Consider the following 17548-nt stretch of genomic DNA (forward strand, 5'->3'; position numbering starts at 1 on the left):
CCCGCGCCTGCCCGGCCGTCAACTCGCTGCGAACCGCAGCCTGATCGTGCGGGCCTCGGGGCGCAGCGCGAACTCCGGCCGCACATCGGGTCCGCAGGAGCGTGAACCGAGGCCGTGCTGCGCCGCGTCGACGATCAGATGGGTCGTCGTCGAGTCGGGCAGCTCGAACGGATGGGCGGCCCGGTCGATCTGCTGCGGGGTGTGGCGACCGAGGGTGAAGCCCGGACGGCGCCCCATGGTGTCGGGGATCGCGGTGATCCGCAGCACCTCGCGCCCTCCGCCGGACAGGGTCAGCCGCCGCAGCCGGGAGCGGTGCCCGGTCTCCTGCGGGCGCGCGTAGGCGACCGAGAGGTCCTCGACCGTGGAGGAGAAGCGTCCGGTGCGCGCCGCCCGCAGACTGTCGGGGTACGACTCCAGCGGGCCGAGCCCGAACCACTCGGCGCGGTCGACCGGCGTGTCCCCGTCGGGCAGGGCAAAGCGGACGCCGATCCGCGGCCACACCGTCCGCCAGCCGCTCGACGGCGTGATCTCGACCCGCAGTTCCAGCACATCGCCGTCCGCCCTACTGCCGTGCCGACCGGAGCTGTCCGCTCCACCGCCGTCCGCCGCACCGCCGCCCCGACCGGAGCCGTCCGCTCCACCACCGTCCGCCGCACCGCCGCCCCGACCGGAGCCGTCCGCTCCACCACCGTCCCTGCCGGTGCCGTTCCGCCCGTCGCCCTCCAGCGACCACACCGTCTCCACCGTCACGAACCGTCCGGAGTCCGCCGCGGACACCCGGTCGACCGTGCGCAGTGCCGACGGGCCGTGCTCCACCGACACCCGCCGGGTGACGACCCGGTCCAGGCCCTCCCGGCGCCACAGTTCGGCGTGCGAGACCCCGGCGACGCCGGCGTCGCTCTCCTCGACATCGTCGGAGGGGCTCTCGTCGTTGTCGGTCGGCGCGCGGAACAGTTCCAGGCGGGGACCGGTCACCGTACGGCCCGCCAGACGGACCAGGGAGCCGTCGGCGAAGTCGGCGATGCCCAGGGTCAGCGCCCCGCCGCCGGGCCGCCATCCGATGCGCGGGCGCACGCCGGGGACCAGACGGCGCGCCGAACGGTCCGACTGCGCCGTCGCGACCACATGGTCCCGGGGCGCCCACGCGGTCTCCTCCGCCAGCACCGCGTCGACGGTCAGCCAGGTCTCGGCGTCGGACGCCACGGGGATCGGCGGCAGCTCCACCCGCGCCGAGCCGCCCGCCGGGAGCACCGGCACCTCCAGGGAACCGTCGGCCACGGGCGTGCCGTCGTGCTCGACGCGCCAGCGGAACCGGACGTCCGAACTGTCCGCCGAGTGGCGCAGGTTGGTGACCTCGACCCGGTCGCCGTCGAAGGAGAGACGGAACGGCTGCACGACCGCCCGGAACTCGTGCAGGCCCGGGGTCGGGACGTCGTCGCTCAGCACCAGGCCGTCCATCACGAAGTTGCCGTCGTGGACGACCTCCCCGAAGTCGCCGCCGTAGGCGTGGTACGGCGTCCCGTCCGGGGCCTCGGCCAGGATTCCGTGGTCGCGCCACTCCCAGACGAACCCGCCGTGCAGCCGCGGGTACCGGTGGACGAGTTCCTCGTACTGGTCGAGCCCGCCGGGGCCGTTGCCCATCGCGTGCGCGTACTCGCAGAGCAGGAACGGCCGGGTGCGCTGCCTGGCGCTCTGCGCGGGCGTGCAGTTCAGCAGCGTCGAACGGGAGTCGTCGGACCCGATCCGCCCGGTCTCCGACACGCTCGCGTACATGCGGGAGTAGACGTCCGTGTACTCGCCCGTGTGATCGCCCTCGTAGTGCACCGGGCGCTCCGGGTCGCGGGCGCGCGTCCACGCGGACATGGCCGCGAGGTTGCTCCCGGTGCCCGCCTCGTTGCCCAGGGACCACATCACGACGCTGGGGTGGTTCTTGTCCCGCTCGACGGTGCGCTCGATCCGGTCGAGGAGCGCGTCGCGCCACGCCGGGTCGTCGCTCGGGTTGCCGACCCAGTCGACCTTCCCGAACCCGTGCGTCTCCAGATCGCATTCGAGCACGACCCAGAGGCCGAGTTCGTCGGCTAGGTCGAGGAGCCGGGGGTGCGGCGGGTAGTGGCTGGTGCGGATGGCGTTCACGTTGAACCGCTTCATCCGCGCCAGGTCCTCGCGGGCGTGCTCCTCGTCGAAGACGCGCCCGCGCTCGGGGTGGGCCTCGTGCCGGTTCACCCCGTGGAAGACGACCCGCCGGCCGTTGACCAGGAAGCGGTCACCGCGGATCTCGACCGTGCGGAACCCGACCCGCAGCGCGACGCTCTCGGCGGCCGTCGACACGGTGACGTCGTACAGGCGCGGCCGCTCCGCCGACCACGGCAGCACCTCGGGGAGGGCGAACGCGGTCACCTCGGAGGGCGTCGACCAGACCCGCTCGACGCCGAGTTCGGGAATGCGCAGGGTGACGGGGAACGCGGACGCGGCGGCGGTGATCTCCGGGTCGACGGTGCCGCGCCCGCCGTCGAAGCCGGTCCGCAGCCAGACGTCGTCAAGTCCGCCGACGGGCCGGGCGATCAGGGTCACGTCACGGAAGATGCCCGGCAGCCACCACTGGTCCTGGTCCTCGACGTAGCTGGCCGCCGACCACTGGTGCACCCGGACGGCGACGACGTTGTCACCGGGCCGCACCGCCGACGTCACGTCGAACTCGTGCGCGAGGCGGCTCCCGGCGGCGCTGCCGATCGCGACGCCGTTCACCCACACCTTGAAGACCGACTCGACGCCGTCGAACCGCAGCACCACCCGCTCCGCGTCCGACCAGTCGGCGGGGATCTCGACATGGCGGCGGTAGTCACCGGTGGGGTTCTCGTCCGGGACGTGCGGCGGATCGATCGGGAACGGGAACCGGATGTTCGTGTAGATCGGCCTGCCGTACGCGCCGTCGCCCTGGAGCACCCAGTGGGCCGGTACGGGGAGGGTGTCCCACCCGGCGTCGTCGAAGTCGCCGTCCGCGAACGCCTCCGGCACCGCCGCCGTGGGCGACAGCCGGAACCGCCACGGTCCGTTCAGGGAGAGCGCGGGAGCGTCCGAGCGCAGCCACGAGCGGGCCGGGCGCAGCGCGCCGCGTCCCGGCGCCGTGTCCGAGATGTGCGCGGTGAGCGCGGAGGACCGGGGCTCGGGCGACTGGGGCTCGGAGGGCAGGGGCTCGGGGGACTGGGGCTCGGAGGGCACGAGGTCTCAACTCTCTCTGTCTGGTCCGGCGCCCGACCGCTCCCGCCCTCCCGTGAACGTTCACGGGAACGGTAACGAGAGCGTTCACGGGCAAGGGTGATCAAGGGGCTGACGGGATGATCCGGAGTCTGCGGTGCGGCGCCGGGGGTGTCAAGGCGGGCCGGGAGGCGGCCGGGTGGCCTGATCCGTGCGGGGGCAGGGCGGGCGCGGTCCATGGGGCTGGCGTGTGCCGCTGACTCGGCGGAGTAGTCCCCCCTGTCGGTGGCGAGGTGGCGAGGTGGCGAGGTGGTGAGGTGGTGAGGTGCCACCGCGGCGCAGTGCCGCAGCGCCGCGGTGGCGCTGTCACCGTGCCGGTGTCGCGTCCGTGTCGGTGAGTTGTCGCCAGCGGTCGGCCAGGAGGCCGTAGAGCAGGTCGTCGGTCCACTCGCCCTTGAGCCAGGTGAACGCCGGACGGCGGCCCTCGGCCGCGAACCCCACCCGCTCCAGAAGCCGCGCGGAGGCCGTGTTGCGCGCGTCGCACTCGGCGGAGACGCGCCGCAGTCCCCGGCGGTCGAAGAGGTCGCCGAGGACCGCCCGCACCGCCTCGGAGGCGTACCCGCTGCCCTGTCTGCGCGGGTCGAGGGTGAAGCCCAGGTCGGCCTGCATCAGGTTCTCGTGCAGACGGACCCCGACATCGCCGATCAGGCGGCCGTCTGCCTTCTCCTCGACGGCGTACTGGAACCAGCCGGGCCGGTCCGGGTCGCCCGCGGCGAACTCCGCGACCAGGGAGGCCGCGGCGTCGAGCGTGACCGGCGCCGTCCAGCCCTGGTAGCGGGCGACCGCGGGGTCCGAGCGGTAGGCGGAGAGGGCGGGCGCGTCGTCCGGCCGGAAGCGACGCACGACGAGACGGGGGGTTTCGAGCAGCACGAACGGATGATCTCAGTCGACGACCGGGGGAGGGAACCCCGTTCGGGAGCGGGGGACGGAGGCGGGGAGACGGGAGCGGCCGGTGGCTCACCGGTGGCTTTCCGGGGGCGGACGGCTATCCGATGGTTCTCCGGGTGACGGACAGGTGCTGGACGCTCGTGATCAGGGCCGGGCCGTGCCGTGCCGGGCGCCGGTCAGTTCTCCGGCCGGGTCACCGCGCCGTCCAGCAGCGGGCCGAGTTCCCGAGCCACCGTCGTCAGGGCGGCCGGGTCCCGTTCCGCGCGGGCGATGAGGACGGCGCCCTCCAGGGCACTGACCATCAGGGTGGCCAGCGCGGCGGACCGGGACTCGGGGACGTCCATCCCGGTGAGCGCCCGTGCCACAGGCTCCCGCCAGCACGCGAAGGCGTTCGCGGCCGCCTGTCTGGTGGAGTCCGCGGTGTCGGCGCTGTCCACCGTCGCGGCGGCGACGGGACAGCCCGGGAGCGAACCCGTCGCCGTCAGCTCGTCGGACCACTGGGCCACCATCGCCGCGAACAGGCCGCTGGGGGACGGCACTTCGAGCCCCGCGAGGAACCGGTCGACGCGCCGGGCCGCGTACCGCCCGGCCCAGGCCACGGCCTCGTTCACCATCTGTTCCTTCCCGCCCGGGAAGTAGTGCTGGAGCGAACCGCGCGGCGCTCCCGCGTGGGCCGCCACCTGACGCATCCCGGTCCCGGCGACACCGTCGCGGCGCAGGAGTTGGGCCGCGCTGAAGACCATCCGTTCGCGGGGGCCCCGATCGCTGTCGGCCATCGCCGTCCTCCGTCCGTCCCGGGCCGGACGCGCACCGGCACCGTCCCCGATTATGACAGCGGTCATAGCGGTCGGCTATCATGACCGTCGTCATAACGGTGGCGTGGGCCCGCGAGGAGGGTGTGCGGTGGAGAAGGATCCCGTCGGATTCATCGGTCTGGGCGTGATGGGCGGCCCCATGGCCCTCAACCTCGTCCGGGCGGGGACACCGCTCGTCGTCTGGAACCGCACCGCCGCCGGTGCCGAACCGCTGCGGGAGGCGGGCGCCGCCGTCGCCGCCACGCCCGACGAGGTCTTCCGGCGGGCCGGGACCGTCCTGCTCATGCTCGCCGACGACACCGCGATCGACGCCGTACTGGCCCGCTCCACCGGGGAGTTCGCCGCCCGGGTGGCGGGCCGGACGGTCGTCCACATGGGGACCACCTCGCCCGGCTACTCGCGTGCCCTGGAGGCCGACGTCAAGGCGGCGGGCGGCCGGTACGTCGAGGCGCCCGTCTCCGGATCGCGCGAACCCGCCCGCGCCGGACGGCTGGTGGGCATGCTCGCCGGGGACGAGGACGCCGTCGCGGACGTGGAACCGCTGCTCGCCCCGGTCTGCCACCAGACGTTCGGGTGCGGCGCGGTCCCGGACGCGCTGCTCATGAAGCTCTCGGTGAACCTGTTCCTGATCACACAGGTCACCGGTCTCGCGGAGGCGTTCCACTTCGCCGACCGGCACGGCATCGACCAGCGGCGGCTCGCCGACATCCTCGCGGCGGGGCCGATGGCGAGCACCGTCTCCCGCGGCAAGGCCGCCGGTCTGGTCTCCCGCGACTTCACCGTGCAGGCCGCGATCCTCGACGTGCTGAAGAACAACCGCCTGATCGCGGCCGAGGCCAGGGCGTCCGGGGTCGCCTCACCGCTGCTCGACGCCTGCCTCGCCCTGTACCGGGAGACGGCCGAACTCGGCCTGGGCGGCGCCGACATGGCCGCCGTCGTGCACGCGCTGGAGGCCCGCACGGAGCGGGGAGCCATCGACGGTCACGAGGCCGACGCGGAGCGGGAAGCCGCCGTCGGCAGCGAGGCCCGTCCAGAGCCGGGAGACGCCGTCGACCACAAGACGCTTACCGAGCTTCGAGTTGGCGTCGGTCACGAGACGCGTACGGAGTCGGGAGTCGGCGTCGGTCACGAGACGGGTACGGAGCTGGGAGTTGGCGTCGGCCACAAGACGCTTACGGAGATCGGAGTTGGCGTCGGTCACGAGGCCCGTGCAGAGCCGGAAGCCTCCGGCGGCGACGACGCCCGTACGGATCGGGCAGCCCCTGTCAGCCACTTGGCGCGTACGGATCGGGACGCCCCCGTCGCCCACGAAGCCCGCGGGGAGCGGTAGGTCATGTCCCGGACCCCCGCCCCGGCCGACCCGCCCGTGCCCCCTTCCTCCGCTGTCGGGGCCGATCTGCTCGACCGGATGGAGCGCAACCTCGCCGAGCACGCCTGCCATCTCCACCGGGGGCTCACCGGCGCGCGGGTGCTCGCCACGGACGATCTCCTGATCGCCGACAGCGGGCTCGACGACGACACCTTCAACATCGTCGCCGCCGCCCGGTTCACCCCCGGGGACGCCGACGCGAGGATCGCCGCCGTGCTGCGGGAGACGGGGAGCCGGTCCCGTCCGTTCTCCTGGTGGGTCGGTCCGGCGAGCACCCCGCCCGATCTCCCGGCCCGCCTGGTGGCGGCGGGCGCACCGGCCGCCGAGCGCGAGACGGCGATGGCGGCCCCGCTCGACGACCTGCCCCCGTGCCCCCGGATCGGCGGGCTCGACATCCGGCGCGTCACCGCGCCGGCCGGACTCGCCCACTACGCTGCGATCCTTGCCGCGAACTGGGACCCGCCCGCCGCGACCGTCCGCCGGTTCTACGCGGCGACGGCGTCCCGGGCGCTGGCGCCGGACAGCCCGGCCCGCTATCTCGTCGGGTCGTACCGGGGCGTCCCGGTCTGCACGGCCGAGGTGTTCCACCACGCCGGGGTCGCGGGCGTCTACAACATCAGCACGCTCGCCGCCCACCGCCGACGCGGCTACGGCGGCGCCGTCACCCTCGCCGCCCTCCACGCGGCCCGCGCCGAGGGCCTCGGACACGCCGTCCTCCAGGCGTCGCCGGACGGCGAACCCGTCTACCGCAGGCTCGGCTTCCGCGCCTGCGGCCAGGTCACCGAGCACCCGGTGGGCCGGACCGGCTGACGTGTCACCCGCCCCGGCGGAAGCGGCCGGTCGCCGTCGCGTGGACCACGTGCGCGGCGGCCACGTCCAGGGCGGCGTGGCCGGTCGACTTGAAGACGGTGAGCGCGCCGGGGGAGTGCCCACCGGGTGCCGCACCGGCGAGGACCGAGCCCAGCAGGGTGACCGTCCGGTCCGCGGGCAGGCCCTGCAACTCGTGCGCGCCGGACGGCGGTGGCGTCGCGGAGGCGCCCGGCCACTCGGCGAACAGCGCCGCGTCCCGGACCGTCGCCGCGTCGAGTTCCGGTCCGTGCGAGCCGCCGACCGAACTGACGTGCGTGCCCGGGGCGAGCCAGTCGCGGTGCAGGACCGGGGTGGTCGCACCGGTGCAGCAGTACACGGTCGCCGCCCCGCGCACGGCCGCCTCGATGCCGTCGGCGGCGATCCCCGCCGGATGCAGGGCGGCTGTCGCGCGGACCCCGGCCGGGTCCCGGCCCGCGACCGTGACCGGGTCCGCCGGTCGCAGCGCGGCCAGCAGGCCGACCTGGGCGCGGGCCTGCGCGCCCGTGCCGACGACCACGACGGGACCGGGTCCGGCCAGCGCCAGCGCGCTGTGCGTGGCGACGGCGGCGGTGCGCCAGGCCGTCACCGGCTCGGCGTCCAGGACGGCGAGGGGGCGGCCGTCGTCGGCGTCGAAGAGGGCGATGACGCCCCGGTGGCTGCTGCGTCCGGGGCGGCCGGGATCGGCGAAGACCGACACCAGCTTCGCCGCGAGGCCGAGCCCCGGCACATGGCCCGGCATGGCGCCGAGCAGTCCGTTCGGCGCGAGGGCGGCGATCCGCGGCGGCGCCGACGCCGTTCCGTCCGCGACCGCGACGAGGGCCCGCGCGACGGCGTCCATCAGGCGGCCGGGGTCCAGCGCGGCGAGGGTGGCGGCCCGGTCCAGGACGAGGAGGCCGCTCATCCCGCGGCCTCCCGCGCCGTCCCGGCCAGCAGCCCGGTGAGCGTGTCGACCGCCGACGCGAGCGCGTCCCGCAGCCGCTCCAGCCGGTCCGCGTCGATCTCGGCGTCCGGTCCGACGACGGTCAGCGCGCAGACCGGCGCCCCCGCGACCGGCGTCACGGCCCGGCTGACGGAGGCCACGAACCGGTCGTTGCGGCCGTGTTCCACGGCGAAACCGTCCGCCTCGGTCCGCGCCAGGTCGGCCGATAGGCCCCCGGGTCCCGCCATGGGGTGCCCGGCCTCGCGCGCCACGTCGAGGTAGGGGCCGCGGGCCTCCGGCGGCAGCGCGGCGACCAGGGCGAGCGGGCCCGCGAACCGGTGCACCGGCAGCGCCTCGCCGAGCAGGGTGCTGATCATGGCGAGCCGGTCGGGGCGGACCACGTCCACCACCCGGGAGCCCGTGCGCTCCAGCACCTGGAGGTTGACCATCAGCCCGGTGCCCGCCGAGAGGTCCGTCAGGACCGGACGGGCCAGCGAGGTCAGCGAGTTGTGGGCGGCCCGGGACGACAGCAGTAGGACGGCGGTGCCCGGCAGATACCGGTCCCCGGCCCGCAGCACCCAGCCCCTGCGGACCAGGTCGAGGAGGATGCGGTAGGCGGTGGCCCGGTGCAGCCCGACCTCGTCGGCGAGTTCGGTGAGCCGGGGCGGACGCGGCGCCCGCCCGACCGCCTCGACCAGATCGAGCGCCTTGTCGACGGCGGTCCGCGCCCCCTTCGACGGCCCGCCATCCGCTGGGCGCGCCTCTTCCGGCGTCCCGTCATCGGCTGGGCGCGATCCTGTCGATGGCCTGTCTCCGGTTGAGCGCGGCCCTGTCTGCGGCCCGTCCTCGCTTGAGCGCGGCCCCGGCGACGGCCGGTGACCGGTCGGGCGCGTTTCTGCCGGCGGCTGGTCACCGGTCGGGCGCGGCCCTGGCGACGGCCCGTCACCCGTTGAGCGAGGTTCCTCCAGCGGCTCGAACTCGGCGATGACGAGCCCCTGCTGTGGCTCGCCCCCGGCCGTGAGCGGTGCCCCGGGCGACTCGTCCCCGTCCGACGGCCTCCCCCCGGTCTCGGCGGGGGCCGGGGACCCCTGGTGCCCGGCCGTGCGGGGCGCGTGCGGCATCGGAACCCTTCCAGAGCTGCGGGCGGACCGTCCCGTGCGGCGTTCCGCCCGCCGGGATCCGCAGGTAGGGTACCGCTTGTTTCGCACAGCGAGAGCGGTGTTACCCACACCGCAACACAACACAGCCCGACGCGACCCGCCCAGCAACCCGTCCGTTCGGCGAGCCCCGGCGCGACCCGTCGCGCCGGGCCTCCCGTCCGCCGCGTGACACCTCCGGAGTGGTGACCTTGACGACCGAAAGCGCCGGGGCGCCGACCCCCTACGCGCCGCCCGAGCCCGGGACCGTGGTGGTCTACCGGGGCGCCACCCTCTTCGACGGGACCGGCGGCCCGGCCCGCCCGGGGACGTCGATCGTGGTGGACGGCCCCCTGATCCGGGCTGTCGTGCCCGACGGCGATCCCGCGGCCTCCGTCGAGGGCGCCGACGTCGTCGACCTCACCGGCCGGTTCGTCACGCCGGGTCTGATCGACGCGCACCAGCACCTCGCCACGCCGCCGGACCGTCCCGCCGCCGAGGCCGTCCTGCGCCGTCTCGCCCACAGCGGTGTGACCGGCGTACGGGACATGGCCGACGACCTCCGGCAGATCGGCGACCTCGCGCGGGCCGCCCTGGTCGGGGAGATCGCCGGGCCCGACATCCACTACGCGGCCCTCATGGCGGGCCCCGGCTTCTTCGACGACCCGCGCACCCACCAGGTCACCCGGGGCGCGGTGCCCGGCGAGGTGCCGTGGATGCAGGCCGTCACCGACGCGACCGACCTGCCGCTCGCGGTGGCGCTGGCCCGCGGCACCCACGCGTCGGCCATCAAGGTCTACGCCGACCTGGACGCGGCCCTGGTCACCGCCGTCACCGCCGAGGCGCACCGGCAGGGCATCCCCGTCTGGGCGCACGCCGCGGTGTTCCCCGCGACCCCGGGGCAGGTCGTCGCGGCCGGAGTGGACACCGTCTCGCACGTCACCCTGCTCGCCCACGAGACGGCGGACCGCCCGCTGACCAGCTACCGCGACAAGCCGCCCGTCGACCACGCGAGCCTGGTCACCGGCGCCGACGCACGGCTCGACGCCCTCTTCGCCCGGATGCGGGAGCGCGGTGTCATCCTGGACGCGACCGCCGCGCTCTGGTCCTCCGCCGAACTCGCCGGGGACGAACGGGCCGAGAGCAACTCCGAGTTGGCCGTCGCCCTGACCGTGCAGGCGCACCGCGCCGGGGTCGAGCTGGCCACCGGCACCGACCACGAGACGCCGCCGGGCGACCCGTTCCCCGCCCTCTACGACGAACTCGCCTTCCTGGTACGGCGATGCGGCATCCCGGAGCGGGACGTGCTGCGGTCCGCGACCCTGGTCGGCGCCCGCGGCGCCGGTGTCGGTCACCTCACCGGCAGTGTCGAGCCGGGCAAGCTGGCCGACCTCGCGGTCTTCGCCCGCGACCCGCTCGCCGACATCGACCACCTGCGCACCATCACCCTGACGGTGAAGCGGGGCCGCCGCCTCCCGCGCGCCGACTTCGCCACCGACCTTTCCCGGGAGCCCCGTTGAGCCGTACCCCGCTGATCGTCAACGCCCTCGGTCAGCTCGACAACCCCAACTCCGCGCGGTCCGTGGCGGCGGCGGGCGATCTGAACCCGAGCGGCGAGCAGATCACCGTCGACGCGCGCACCCTTGCCGAGGCCCGCGCCTCCGGGCTCACCGCCGTCAACATCACCCTGGGGTACGTGATGGGCGACCTCCCGCCCTACGAGCACACCCTGCACGAGATCGACGTCTGGGACGACGTCATCGCCCGGCACCCCGGCGACCTCCTGAAGGTGACCGGCGTCGAGGACATCCGCACCGCCGCCCGTGACGGCCGGGTCGGTGTCGTCTACGGCTTCCAGAACGCGGAGGCCGTCGGCGACGACGTCGGCCGCGTCGCCACCTTCGCCGAACGCGGCGTGCGGGTCGTGCAGTTGACGTACAACCAGGCCAACCACCTCGGCGGCGGCTCGATGGCGCCCGGGGACACGCCCCTCACCGCGTTCGGGCGCGAGGTGGTCGAGGCGCTCAACGAGCAGCACCTCATGGTCGACCTCTCGCACAGCGGTGAACGGACCTGCCTCGACGCCGCCGTCCACTCCCGCGCGCCGGTGTCCGTCAACCACACCGGCTGCCGCGCCCTCACCGACCTGCCCCGCAACAAGACCGACGAGGAGCTGCGCCTGGTCGCCTCGCGGGGCGGGTTCGTCGGCATCTACTTCATGCCGTTCCTCAACCCCACCGGCCACGCGCGCGCCGCCGACGTCGTCGAGCACCTCGCGCACGCCGTGAACGTCTGCGGCGAGGACCACGTCGGCATCGGCACCGACGGCCCGGTCACCGCCGTCGACGATCTCGACGCCTACCGGGAACGGCTCGCCGAGCACGTGGCCAGGCGGCGGGAGGCCGGGGTGTCGGCGGCCGGGGAGCGGCCGGACACCCTCCCCTTCGTCGTCGATCTGCGCGGCGTGGACCAGTTCCGCGAGCTGATCCGGCTGCTGGAGCGGCGCGGCTTCTCGTCGGAGCGGATCGAGAAGATCATGGGCCGCAACTTCGTCGACCACGCGACCCGCGTCTGGCGCTCCTAGACACCCGCGTCCGGCGTTCCCGGGAGCTGTCCCGGGGACGCTCCGGGACCTGCGGGAGGCGGCTCGGTCCGTCCGGGGGCGGGAGGTCCCTCGGACGGACCCGAGGTTAGGAAGATTTTGCCCGTGGCCGGTTCCCGTCGACGCGCGCACGGTGGACGGGGCGCGCCGGGTTTTGCGCAGACCAAATGAGGCCGGAAAGGGCGGTAGCGGCGCCCCGCGCGTGTTACGACCGTGTTGACCGGCCTGATCGGCGGGCGCATCCTCACATGTAGATGGCAGTTACACCTTGTTTGTCCGACGAGCCCGTCCCGCAGGTGAGGAACAGCAGGTGGGAGGGGTGACCGCGGACTTACCTGGCGCGGGAGGCAACGCATGTGCGGCATCACCGGCTGGATATCCTTCGATCGCGACCTGGGCACCGAAGGCGCCACATTGGATGCAATGACCGAGACGATGTCCTGCCGTGGCCCCGACGACCGCGGCACCTGGGTCCAGGGCCACGCCGCCCTCGGGCACCGCAGGCTCGCGATCATCGACCTGCCCGGCGGCCGGCAGCCGATGAGCGCCGACACCCCGCACGGGACCGTGGCCCTCGTCTACTCGGGCGAGACCTACAACTTCGGTGAGCTGCGCCGCGAACTCGACGGCCGCGGCCACCGGTTCACCACCGACTCCGACACCGAGGTGGTCCTGCGCGGCTACCTCGAATGGGGCGACCGGGTCGCCGAACGCCTCAACGGCATGTACGCGTTCGCCGTCTGGGACGGCCGCCGCGACCAGCTCGTCATGATCCGCGACCGCATGGGCATCAAGCCCTTCTACTACCGCCCGACCGCCGACGGCGTCCTGTTCGGCTCCGAACCCAAGGCGATCCTCGCCAACCCGCTGGCCCCCGCCCGGGTCACCGCCGACGGGCTGCGCGAGCTGTTCACCATGGTCAAGACCCCCGGGCACGCCATCTGGGACGGCATCGCCGAGGTCGAACCCGGCACGGTCGTCACCGTCGACCGCGCGGGCGTCCACCGGCGCGTCTACTGGGAGCTGGAGACCCGCCCGCACACCGACGACCGCGACACCACCATCGCCACCGTCCGCTCCCTCCTCGACGACATCGTGCGCCGCCAGCTCGTCGCCGACGTCCCGCGCTGCACCCTGCTCTCCGGCGGCCTCGACTCGTCCGCCATGACCGCCATCGCCGCCCGCCAGCTCGGCGAGCACGGCGAGAAGGTGCGCAGCTTCGCCGTCGACTTCGTCGGCCAGGCCGACCGGTTCGTCGCCGACGAACTGCGCGGCACCCCCGACACCCCGTACGTCCACGACGTCGCGCGCGCCTCGGGCACCGACCACCAGGACATCGTCCTGGACGCCCAGGCCCTCGCCGACCCTGACATCCGCGCGAAGGTGATCAGGGCCCGCGACCTGCCCACCGGGTTCGGCGACATGGACGCCTCGCTCTACCTGCTGTTCCGGGCGATCCGCGAGCAGTCGACCGTCGCCCTGTCCGGCGAGTCCGCCGACGAGGTCTTCGGCGGCTACCTCCAGTTCTTCGACGAGGAGGCCCGCCGCGGCGAGAACTTCCCCTGGCTGGCGACCTTCGGCCGCCACTTCGGCGACGACGCGGAGGTGCTGCGCCCCGACCTGCTGGCCTCCCTCGACCTGGACGGGTACGTCGCCGACAGCTACCGCGGCGCCATCGCGACGATCCGCCGCCTCGACGGGGAGAGCGACTTCGAGTACCGGATGCGGCGGATCAGCCACCTCCACCTCACCCGCTTCGTCCGGGTGCTGCTCGACCGCAAGGACCGCGCGAGCATGGCCGTCGGCCTGGAGGTCCGGGTGCCGTTCTGCGACCACCGGCTCGTCGAGTACGTCTACAACACCCCGTGGGCGCTGAAGTCGTTCGACGGCCGGGAGAAGAGCCTGCTGCGGGAGGCCACCGCCGACGTCCTGCCGCGCTCCGTCTACGACCGGGTCAAGAGCCCCTACCCCTCCACCCAGGACCCCAAGTACGCGGCGGCGCTCCAGGACCAGGCCAAGGACCTGCTGGCCCGCCCCGACCACCAGGTCTTCGACCTCGTCGACCGGGACCGGCTGCACCGCTTCGCCCACCGCGACCTGCCCGTGCACACCCAGGCCGACCGGCGCGGCCTGGAGCGCGCGCTCGACCTCGCGGTCTGGCTCGACCTCTACCGCCCCGAGCTGCGCATCGGCTGACGGAGCGGCACGTCAGGGGGCTCAGGCCGGCGAAGCCGCCGTGTCCTGGGCCCCGTCGCCGCCGTGCCGCCCGCGGAAGGTCGGCCAGAGGGTGACCAGCACCAGCAGCCAGACCACGGTCACCGTGTGCACCTCGGAGCCGAACGCGGCCAGCAGCAGGGGCGCCAGGGTGCACGGCAGGGTGACGGACAGCAGCCGGTGGCCGCGCCCGCGGGCGTGCGGCAGCCACGCGATCCCGCTCAGCAGGAAGTACCCGGCCAGCGCCGAGCACAGCAGCCACCGGGTGGTGTCGGGCAGCGTCTCCAGGTGCTCGACGGCGGCACCGAGCGCGGCGGCCAGCGCCGCCAGGCACCCGGCGACGAAGCAGTGCAGCGGCAGCGCGATGCGGACCGGCAGCGCACCGGCCGTCAGCAGCGGCACTCCGCCCGAGCCCTGCCGGAACGACAGCCCCCAGAGCGACACCAGCAGGAAGAACGCGGCGATGGCCAGCCCGTAGACCTTCCTGTCCCACTCGACGTCGGAGGTCGCCTCGACCATCTGCAGGACGCCCTCGCCCAGCACGATGATGACGAACAGGCCGAGCCGCTCGGTGAGATGCTCCGACTGCGACCGCGCCACCGACACCGGTCCGCCCTCCCCGCGCCCCGGCCGCCGCGCCTCGCGCCGGTTCTGCGCCTGCTGGCGCTTGACGAAGTCGCGCGCGGAGACGGCGAACGTGACGTACAGGTCGAGGGCGACGCCGAGGGCCCAGAGCCAGTAACGGGTCGGGTCGTGGGCCCAGATGGAGACGATCCACGGCACGACACCGAGCGACATCTGCGCGGCCGGCCAGTCGACGAGCACCTCGCGCCGCCGCTGCCAGGCCCGGTTGGCCAGCAGCCGGGTCAGCACGTAGGCGAGGGCGAACACCCGGGCGTGCTGGTCGTCGCCCTCGTGCACGCCCGACACGGACGCGGCCATCACGGCCATGCCGAACATCGCGGCCAGCACGGTCCTGGTGTGGGTGTCCTCGCCCGCCACGTTCGCGTACAGGGTGAAGGAGATCCACGCGGTCCACAGCGCGAGGAACAGCAGCGCGTACAGGCCGAGTTCGTGCAGTCCGGGGGAGCCGAGCAGCAGATGCGCGATCTGCTGGACCCCCGCGACGGCCACCAGGTCGAAGAACAGTTCCAGCCAGCTCGCGTGCCGTTCCTCCCGGGGAGCCCGTCCCGCGGTGGGCTCCGTCTTCACGTCGTTCACGTCACTCCTGTGCCCGGTCGGCTGTCGCAGCCCCACACAGTAGTCACTCTCCGGCAGGGCCGCGCACACGGGCGCCGCGGTGTCCCGGAACCCGCCCGGATCAGGGGAGATGACCCTTGGACGCCGGTTTGGCGGGTCCCGCGAGCAGAAGGTGCTCCAGGGCCTCGAAGCGCCCGTCGGCCCGGTCGCCCGAGCGCCGCGAGGTGAGCAGGGTGGTGATCCAGCCCGCGAGGAACCCCGCGGGGACGGAGGCGAGGGCGGTGGTGTTGAAGGGGAACCAGTCGAAGTGGGCGTCGGGGAAGGCGGACAGCGGGCTCCCGGAGACCAGGCTGGTCCCGGTCATCAGCACCAGGACACTGAGGCTGCCGACGAGGAGCGTGGCCAGCAGCCCGGCGCGGGTGTAGCGGCGCCAGAAGAGGCTGTAGAGGAGCGCGGGCGCTATCGCGGAGGCGCCCAGGCAGAACGAGACGGTGGCCAGCGGCTGGAGGCTGCGGTGCTGGGCGAGCACCGCCAGCAGGATGACGGGGACCCCGATGCCCAGCGCGCAGACCCGGGCCAGGTTGAGTTCGCGGGCCGGGGCCGGCGGGGTGCGGCGGCTCGCGGTGAGGTCGTGGGCGAGGGTGTTGGCGCAGGCCAGCGTCATGCTGGCGACGGAGGCGAGCAGGGTCAGGAAGACGGCGGTGGTGACGGTGGCGAAGAGCAGACTCTCGGCGCGGGACATGTCGGCGCCGAAGGCCGCCCGCGCGCCCAGCAGATAGGCGGTGCTGCCGTGCGGGTCGGCGCCCGCTATCTGGGCCCGGCCCAGGAGCGCCATGGCGCCGGTGCACACGAGGGTCAGCAGCAGCACGAAGAGGGCGACCGAGGCCACGGCCCAGGACATCGCCCGGCGCACCTGCCGGGGGGTGCCGGCCGTGTACATGCGCATCGTGACGTGCGGGAGGCAGGCGCCGCCCAGCACGATGGCGAGCTGGGTGCTGGCCATGTCGAGCGCCGGGTACGGGCCGCTCCTGTACTGCAGGCCCCAGGTGAGGTACCCGGGTCCGGCGCCGCTCTGCCGGGCGGCGGTGTGGAAGAGGGCCTGCGGGCTCCAGCCGAAGGAGCGCAGGACCAGGACGGTGACGACGAGCCCGGAGACCAGCAGTACCACGGTCTTGATGATCTGGATGAGCGCGGTGCCGCGCATCCCGCCCAGGGCCGCGTAGCTGATCATGAGCGCCCCGGCGCCGACGACACAGCCGTTCTTCATGGTGCTGTCGGAGAACCCCAATACGAATGCCAGGAGTTGGCCGACCCCGGCGAGCTGCACGACCATCATCGGCACCAGCGAGGCGAGGGTGACCAGGCAGGCGGTGATCCGCACCGCGCGTCCCGGACGGCGCCGCGCGAGGACGTCGCCCATGGTGAACCGGCCGGTGTTGTGCAGGGGTTCGGCGAGCACGAACATCAGCAGCATCAGCGAGAGCAGGGTGCTCAGGGCGAGCACGATGCCGTCGTACCCGCACAGCGCGATGATCCCGCCGACGGTCAGGACGGTCGCCGCGGAGATGTAGTCACCGGCGACGGCCAGCCCGTTGCGCAGCGGCGACAGGGTCCGGTAGCCGGTGTAGAAGTCGTCGAGGTCGTCCCCCGCGGGCCCGGTCAGCACGCACAGCAGCAGGGTGACGGCGACGACGGAGCAGAACGCGACGAGGGACCAGGACTGGGCGGCTCCGCTGAACCCGGTCACGGCGCGCGCTCCGGCGCCGGGGCGTCCCGCCGGTCGTAGTCGCGCACCCGGCGGGCCAGCGGGTCGACGAATCTGCGCGCCGTCCACTCGTAGAGCAGCACGGCCAGCCAGGTGAACGGGAGTTGGACGAGGGCGAGCAGCAGCCCGGTGGGCAGTCCGCCGGGCGCGGGCCTGGTCATCAGCGAGGGGACCTCGACGGTGAGCGCGAGGAAGAGGGCGAAGGGGGCCACCGCGAGGAAGGCGGCGACCCGGCGCTGGCGCCGTCCGGCCCGGCGCAGCAGCCGCAGGGTGCGGTGCGGCCCGTCATAGGGGGTGGTGGGCTGCGGGACGGCTTCCTGGTCCTCGTCCGACGACCAGGCGGGGCCGCGGCGCGGCGGCGCGGGGGAGGAGGAGGGATGCCCCGGCTCGGGCAGGGCGGGGCGTAACTCGGAGCTGTCGTGGGACATCCCGGAATCTCCTGGCGGGACATGGGCCCGGAGTGACGACGGACCGCGAGACGACGGGGGAGCGGTTCGGCTGATCGCACGCTATGCGGCCCGAGCGCCGCGCGCGAC

12 protein-coding genes and 1 pseudogene are annotated in these 17548 nt (G+C 74.1%); 5 read left to right on the plus strand and 8 right to left on the minus strand.

The genetic code is table 11. The features are described from left to right. Nucleotides 1-18: 18 nt before the first annotated feature. The 3 genes from GA0115242_RS09495 to GA0115242_RS09505 all read right to left on the minus strand — a co-directional run bounded on the left by GA0115242_RS09495 (nt 19) and on the right by GA0115242_RS09505 (nt 4919). A complete protein-coding gene (locus tag GA0115242_RS09495) occupies nt 19-3135 on the minus strand; it encodes a glycoside hydrolase family 2 TIM barrel-domain containing protein (protein ID WP_256089396.1) in 3117 nt (1038 codons plus the stop codon). A 426-nt stretch (nt 3136-3561) separates the two neighbouring features. Continuing rightward, nucleotides 3562-4125, minus strand: coding sequence for a GNAT family N-acetyltransferase (locus GA0115242_RS09500; RefSeq protein WP_093826575.1), 564 nt, complete (start codon nt 4123-4125; stop codon nt 3562-3564). A 194-nt stretch (nt 4126-4319) separates the two neighbouring features. Beyond that, complete coding sequence (locus tag GA0115242_RS09505) at nt 4320-4919, minus strand: TetR/AcrR family transcriptional regulator (RefSeq protein ID WP_093826577.1); 600 nt, start codon at nt 4917-4919, stop codon at nt 4320-4322. Nucleotides 4920-5046: 127 nt separating this feature from the next. Here GA0115242_RS09505 and GA0115242_RS41525 point away from each other — a divergent pair. Next, nucleotides 5047-5937 (plus strand): annotated as a pseudogene (locus tag GA0115242_RS41525) (NAD(P)-dependent oxidoreductase); the annotation flags it as partial. Between the two features lie 429 nt (nt 5938-6366). After that, nucleotides 6367-7137, plus strand: a complete 771-nt coding sequence (locus GA0115242_RS09515; RefSeq protein WP_093826615.1) for a GNAT family N-acetyltransferase — start codon at nt 6367-6369, stop codon at nt 7135-7137. A gap of 4 nt (nt 7138-7141) precedes the next feature. Here GA0115242_RS09515 and GA0115242_RS09520 read toward each other — a convergent pair whose 3' ends face one another. Then, nucleotides 7142-8077 carry an ornithine cyclodeaminase family protein gene (locus GA0115242_RS09520; RefSeq protein ID WP_093826580.1) on the minus strand — a complete coding sequence of 312 codons (936 nt, stop codon included), beginning with the start codon at nt 8075-8077 and terminating at the stop codon, nt 7142-7144. Then, complete coding sequence (locus GA0115242_RS42290) at nt 8074-9216, minus strand: IclR family transcriptional regulator (RefSeq protein WP_272925259.1); 1143 nt, start codon at nt 9214-9216, stop codon at nt 8074-8076. The genes GA0115242_RS09520 and GA0115242_RS42290 overlap by 4 nt, the downstream gene beginning before the upstream one ends. Before the next feature lie 221 nt (nt 9217-9437). Here GA0115242_RS42290 and GA0115242_RS09530 point away from each other — a divergent pair, with 221 nt between their 5' ends. The 3 genes from GA0115242_RS09530 (at nt 9438) to asnB (ending at nt 14029) form a co-directional block, all read left to right on the plus strand. Continuing rightward, nucleotides 9438-10751 carry an amidohydrolase family protein gene (locus tag GA0115242_RS09530; RefSeq protein ID WP_093826582.1) on the plus strand — a complete coding sequence of 438 codons (1314 nt, stop codon included), beginning with the start codon at nt 9438-9440 and terminating at the stop codon, nt 10749-10751. Continuing rightward, on the plus strand, nt 10748-11815 hold the full coding sequence (locus tag GA0115242_RS09535; RefSeq protein ID WP_093826584.1) for a dipeptidase: 1068 nt from the start codon (nt 10748-10750) through the stop codon (nt 11813-11815). The genes GA0115242_RS09530 and GA0115242_RS09535 overlap by 4 nt, the downstream gene beginning before the upstream one ends. Nucleotides 11816-12187: 372 nt before the next feature. Next, nucleotides 12188-14029 (plus strand): asparagine synthase (glutamine-hydrolyzing), encoded by a 1842-nt coding sequence (asnB, locus tag GA0115242_RS09540; protein ID WP_093826585.1) that lies wholly within the window; start codon nt 12188-12190, stop codon nt 14027-14029. Between the two features lie 21 nt (nt 14030-14050). Here the strand turns inward: asnB and GA0115242_RS09545 are convergent, their stop codons facing one another. The 3 genes from GA0115242_RS09545 to GA0115242_RS09555 all read right to left on the minus strand — a co-directional run bounded on the left by GA0115242_RS09545 (nt 14051) and on the right by GA0115242_RS09555 (nt 17440). Continuing rightward, nucleotides 14051-15268 carry a low temperature requirement protein A gene (locus tag GA0115242_RS09545; RefSeq protein WP_161353068.1) on the minus strand — a complete coding sequence of 406 codons (1218 nt, stop codon included), beginning with the start codon at nt 15266-15268 and terminating at the stop codon, nt 14051-14053. A gap of 100 nt (nt 15269-15368) precedes the next feature. Next, a complete protein-coding gene (locus tag GA0115242_RS09550) occupies nt 15369-16994 on the minus strand; it encodes a sodium/solute symporter (RefSeq protein WP_093826588.1) in 1626 nt (541 codons plus the stop codon). Next, nucleotides 16991-17440, minus strand: coding sequence for a DUF485 domain-containing protein (locus GA0115242_RS09555; RefSeq protein WP_093826593.1), 450 nt, complete (start codon nt 17438-17440; stop codon nt 16991-16993). Before GA0115242_RS09555 ends, GA0115242_RS09550 begins: the two co-directional genes overlap by 4 nt. Between the last annotated feature and the right edge of the window lie 108 nt (nt 17441-17548).

This window comes from Streptomyces sp. SolWspMP-5a-2 (assembly GCF_900091845.1).
Classification (GTDB): Bacteria; Actinomycetota; Actinomycetes; order Streptomycetales; family Streptomycetaceae; genus Streptomyces; species Streptomyces doudnae.